The sequence below is a fragment of the Mesorhizobium sp. M4A.F.Ca.ET.050.02.1.1 genome (assembly GCF_003997725.1).
In the GTDB taxonomy this organism is placed as follows: domain Bacteria; phylum Pseudomonadota; class Alphaproteobacteria; order Rhizobiales; family Rhizobiaceae; genus Mesorhizobium.
In genome coordinates this window covers 1-4,987 of the sequence record NZ_RZSG01000445.1, presented here as the reverse complement: position 1 = coordinate 4,987, position 4,987 = coordinate 1, and the positions used below count along the sequence as shown (strand labels likewise).

General features: G+C 66.9%; 3 protein-coding genes and 1 pseudogene. 2 read left to right on the top strand and 2 right to left on the bottom strand.

Features of this window, described 5'->3' with window-relative positions:
- The coding region (locus tag EOA33_RS24045; protein ID WP_145989254.1) for an NAD(P)-binding domain-containing protein at positions 1–97 on the bottom strand (97 nt) is incomplete at its 3' end.
- Positions 98–130: 33 nt separating this feature from the next.
- Positions 131–2,541 (bottom strand): annotated as a pseudogene (locus EOA33_RS24040) (glucan 1,4-alpha-glucosidase).
- 225 nt (positions 2,542–2,766) lie between these two features.
- Between EOA33_RS24040 and EOA33_RS24035 the strand changes: the two are divergent.
- The gene (locus tag EOA33_RS24035) at positions 2,767–4,029 is read left to right on the top strand and encodes a histidine kinase (protein ID WP_127406754.1); all 1,263 of its coding nucleotides are present in this window, start codon (positions 2,767–2,769) and stop codon (positions 4,027–4,029) included.
- Positions 4,029–4,769 carry a response regulator transcription factor gene (locus tag EOA33_RS24030; RefSeq protein ID WP_126057534.1) on the top strand — a complete coding sequence of 247 codons (741 nt, stop codon included), beginning with the start codon at positions 4,029–4,031 and terminating at the stop codon, positions 4,767–4,769. The genes EOA33_RS24035 and EOA33_RS24030 overlap by 1 nt, the downstream gene beginning before the upstream one ends.
- Positions 4,770–4,987 lie beyond the last annotated feature (218 nt).

Sequence of the window (4,987 nt, the reverse complement as noted above, 5' to 3'; positions counted from 1 at the left end):
GGTTGATGTCATAGACGACGCATTCATGGCCGTCGCGCATCAAGCGGCGCACCATGTTGGCGCCCATCCTGCCCAGTCCCATCATTCCGATCTGCATGGATTTGTCCCAGTCGTTTGAGGAAGAAGAAATCTAGCGGCTATCCGACCCTTCGATACAGACGGTGAAGTCGACATTCTCCCAACGGCTGGTGTCGGGCCAGAAAAAAGTGAAGACGATCGTGCTCCCCGGCGGAAGTCGGTCAACGGACAAATCCACCAGATGGACACCGAACGCGTTTTCGATCGTCTTGTCGTCGCGCACCGTCAGCCATTTGTCGCTGCTCAATGGACAACGCCGCGCGCTGCAAGCTCGACGCGCAGCATCTTGCCGGTGGGGATGGAACGGATCTTGTTGTTGAAGCGCCATATCCTGCGCGGCGAGGTGGTCTTTGCCTTGATGTAGCGCTCGACGCCTTGCGGCGGCAGGTCGAAGACGGCGCCGTCGCGAAGCGAACGCAAGAGCTTGATGTGCTCGGCATGCGCCCAGACCAGCGGCATGGCGCTGCCCGAAGGGGCGCCGCGGCGCAACTCGCGCTGCGGCATGTCGGGGCCGTCCCAGACCTGCTCCGGCAGCAGGCCGCCGATCCCGGCGGACGCCTCGAGCGTCGCGAGCAGGCTTTCCGCCCTGTCCCTGCGGCCCGCCGCGAGCTCGTAATGGGCACGCTCGCCCGCCAGCAGCGGCCATGGGCGGCCCTGGCCAGTGCCGTCGAAGGGCGCGCCGTCCTCGTGCTCGCCATAGCCGTCGCCGGTGTAGCGATACCAGAGCGGCCCTTGCGGCAGGTCGCAGCGCAGCCGGGCGTCGATGGCCTTCAAAGTGTCTAGAATGCGCGGATCATCCGCCGCCCTGAGACCAAAGCGCACCAGCGCCAGCGAATCGGGGCTGATGATAGCCTCGGCCAACCTGTCGGAGTCGACCGGGGGCCGGTTCTTGATCGGCACATAGCCGTCCTTGGGGGAGGCGGCATCCGACGTATCCGGCGGGGCGATGCGGACATAGTAGCCGTTGACGCCCATTTCTGCGGATAATGGCGTGCCGGTGGCATAGGTCCAGCGCTCGATCTGGTCGTTCCAGCAATCGGCGGTCTCGCGCAGATAGTTTGCCGGCTCTGTTTTTCCCACGATGTCGAGCATGTCGGCGGCCGCCAGCAGGGCGGCGATCTCGACGGCCAGCGTGAAGGGGTTGTAGCCGGCATCCTCTTCCCAGCGGTCCTCGCCGGTGACCGGCCCGTTGCGCACGACATAGGACGCGGCACTTTCGATCATCGGCAGGAAGCCGGCGAGTTTCGCGCGCGGCAGGTGGCCGGCGCGGCGCAAGGCGTCGGCAAGCAGCAGCGGAAAGGCGCATTCGTCCATCTGGATGCCCGGCCAATAGGCGGTGCCGTCGGACCAGGCATTTTGCGGCCAGTGGCCGTCCGGCTGCTGGATCGTGCGCAGACGGGTCAGGATCTGTAGCGCCTGCTTGCCGTCGCCGGCGGCTAGGAAGCCGCCGGCAGTCTCGACCAGATCGCGCGGCCAGATAAGGTGGTAGCCGCCGAGATCGTCGTCGCCCTTGTTGAAGCCCCAGGGGATCGACAGGCTGGCGACGGCGGCCCCCGGCCTGGCGATCGACAGATGCGAAGCCAGCACCGCCGTGCTGGCGCGGTAGGTGTTCAGTCCCGAGGTCGCGTGCCGGTCGAGCTTGTGCAGCCCGGCCTGCCATTTGCGCCAGTTTTCGACATAGACCTTGGCGGAGGCGTCGTAGCCCTGCTTCAGGCTGGCAAAAGCCAGGTCGGCGGCCTCTTCCGGCGAGGCTCCAAAGCCGAGTGCCAGCAGCGCTGTGTTGTCAGCGGCGGAAAAGCCGATCTCGCCGGTCAGCGCCACATTGCCGTCCTCGGCCCGGCGGCAGACCGGATCGAGGACGCCGCCCTGCTGGAGCTGCTGCCAGCCGTCGGAAAAGCCGACATAGCCGGCCGAGCAGGCGCCCCAGGGCAGCGATGAGGCAAGCGCCAGGCAAGTGCCGCGTCCCGAGGCGAACAGCACAGGCTTGCCCCTGTGCTCGCCCAGCCAGGCGGTGTTGCCCATGCCGGCATTGACGAGATGCGGCGCGAGCAGCGAGTAGACGCGGTAATCGCTAGCTGAGCCTTTGAGTGCCGAGAAGGTGATCTCCTGCAGCAGGACAGGGCGTTTCGGATCCGTAATGATCCTTTTACCGATCCTGTACGCCCCATCGGTCGCGGTGTTGGTCAGCCGGTAGGCGGGCACGCCGGCATCGACCGTCGAGACCTCATGCGCGGCATCGCGCTTCTCTTCGGAGAAATAGCCGCCGGGGCCGGTGACGATCAGTTCCATGTCGCGCGTGCAGGCGCTGTCGAGGCGCGGATGGTAGATCTCGTTGAGGATGCCGTGGCTGAGCGTGAACCAGAGGGGGCTGACCTCAGAAAGCGCAGTGCCAACGCCGCTCTTGGCGCTTGACGTCCAGCGCGCCGGTATCCCCGGGGCGCCCTGAGCAACGGTCGCTGCCATGCATTGGCCTCCTGCTGCCGTTCCTAGACCAGGAGTCGAAGGCTTTTCAATCGTCGCACCTGAAGTTGATCGCCGGCAGCGAGGGCAGGTGTCGTTGACGCGGCATCGGCAAGCGTTCACTATTTCGCTGGCAGGGAGGACTGCAGGCAAATCGCGTATCGGCCGCGCTCGCCAACGAGGCGTCTGGCGTGCCGCTTGGTTTGCGGAGATGGCGAGGGAAGAGACATGTCGGACGTATCTCCCCAGTTGATCGACCGGCTGGTCGCCATTTCCCGCGCGCTTGCCGGCCACATCGATCCGGGCTCGGCGTTCCGGGCGACGGCGATCGAAATCGGCACGCTCATTCCGCACGACCACATCGACCTGGCGGTGCTGTCGCAGGACGGCCGCATGCATGCCTGCTACGAAGCCGGTTTCCACACCAGTTGGAGCGATCTGGCGCAGCATCCTGTCGAGGGCAGCCCGATCCGGCGCGTGCTGTGGGGCCAGACGCCCTTTCTGTTGTCGGACAACGCGCTGGTCGACGAGCGCTTTCACTTCGCCGGCGCCTTCGACGAGCCGATCTTCGAAGCCAGGCTGCGCAGCCGCATCATCGTGCCGCTCAGGGCGCGCGGCAGCGTCATCGGCGCGCTCAACATCAGCCGCCACGAGGTCGGCTGCTACACGCTGACGGATGTGGCCGTCGCCCAGCAATGCGCCGATCTCATCGCCCCCTACATCTTTGCGCTGATCCAGACCGAGGAGGCGCGCCGCGCCATGCTCGCCGAGAGCGAGGCGCGCAACCGGGCGGAACTGCTCAGGGTCGGCGCCTCGCAACTGACCGAAGGCATGGAGCGCGAGCGCCGCCGCATGGCCATGGACCTGCACGACCAGACGCTTGCCGATCTTGCCCGCATCGCGCGCCAGGTCTCGGCCTTCCGCAGCCGGGGCATGGCGCGGACGGCCCAACTCGCCGATCTCGAGCAGGAGATCGCCGGTTGCCTGGCGGAACTGCGCCACATCGTCGACGACATGCGGCCGAGCGTGCTCGAGCTGTTCGGGCTGCGCGACGCCGTCGAGGCGCATCTCAACCGCAGTGTCGCGCGGGCGAAGCCGCCGATCGCCGTGCGGATCGCCGACACCAGCGACGGCAGCGCCGACAGCCTGCCGGAGACGATGCGCACGTCGCTCTACCGGATCGTGCAGGAAGCGATCAACAATGCGGTGCGGCACGCTGCACCCGGCCGGATCGAGGTGCTGCTGACCTCGACCGACGGCGTGTTCAAGGTCGTCGTCACCGACGACGGCCATGGCTGCGGCACGATCGACCCGGCCGCGCAGGGCGGCATCGGCCACATGCATACGCGGGCGGCGCTTGTCGGCGCGCGGCTGCGCTTCGAGCCGGCCGGCCGCAAGGGCGGCACCAGGGTGGTGATCGAGATCGATCGCGCGCCAGCTGACGGCAAGCCGGCCATGGCGGCGAGCGAGCCGGAATCGGAGGTGGCGTGATGCTGGTCATGATCGCCGAGAATGACGGGCTGCATCGCACTTTCGCGCGCCGGACGGTGGAACAGTTGTGGCCTGGCGACGTCGAGGTGATCGAGGCGGGCGACGGCGAGGATGCCATCAACATGGCGGCCGAGCGCGAGCCGCCGCATGTCGTGCTCGACCTGCAACTGCCCAAGGCAACGGGCATCGAGGTGGCCCGCGCCATCTGGAGCCGGCGCGCCGGCACGCACATCCTGTTCTGGTCGAACTTCGCCGACGAGGCCTATGTGCGCGGCGTGGCGCGCATCGTGCCGCCCGGCTCGGTCTATGGCTATGTACTGAAATCGGCGACCGAGGAAGGCATGCGCTCGGCGCTTCGCGGCGTCTTCCGCGAAGGCCACTGCATCATCGATCGTGAGATACGCGGCATCCAGCATCGCGTCCAGGATCGTTTCGAAGGCATCACCGATGGCGAATATGAAAGTCTGATCGACATCGCGCTCGGCCTGACCGACCGGGCGATCGCGGCCCGCCGGGGCCTGTCGATCCGCGGCGCGCAAAGCCGCATCAAGCACGTCTACGACAAGCTGGGCATCGTGCCGCCGGAGGACGGCGCCGGTGAGGCCTCCGTCTTCAACTCGCGCACGCGGGCGATCTACCTCGCCTTGGCGCGCGGCCTGATCAACATCGACGCGCTGCGCCGCGAGCAGGACCGGCTCGACGCCTGGCTGGCGCAGGCGGCGCCGCTGCAGGACCAATAATTGACGTCCGCGGCCTGAAGGGACCGACTGTGCAAAACCACAGTCGGCGCTGCGCGTTGACCCGTATCGCCCGGCCCGGGCGCTGACTAGGCTCGCTCCCCACAACAAGAAAATGCCCGGGAGGCGCCGATGCCGTTCGTCAACATTCGGATACTCGAGGGCCATTCGCAAAAGCGCAAGGACGAGATCTCGCGCCGCGTCACCGAAGCCATCAGCGA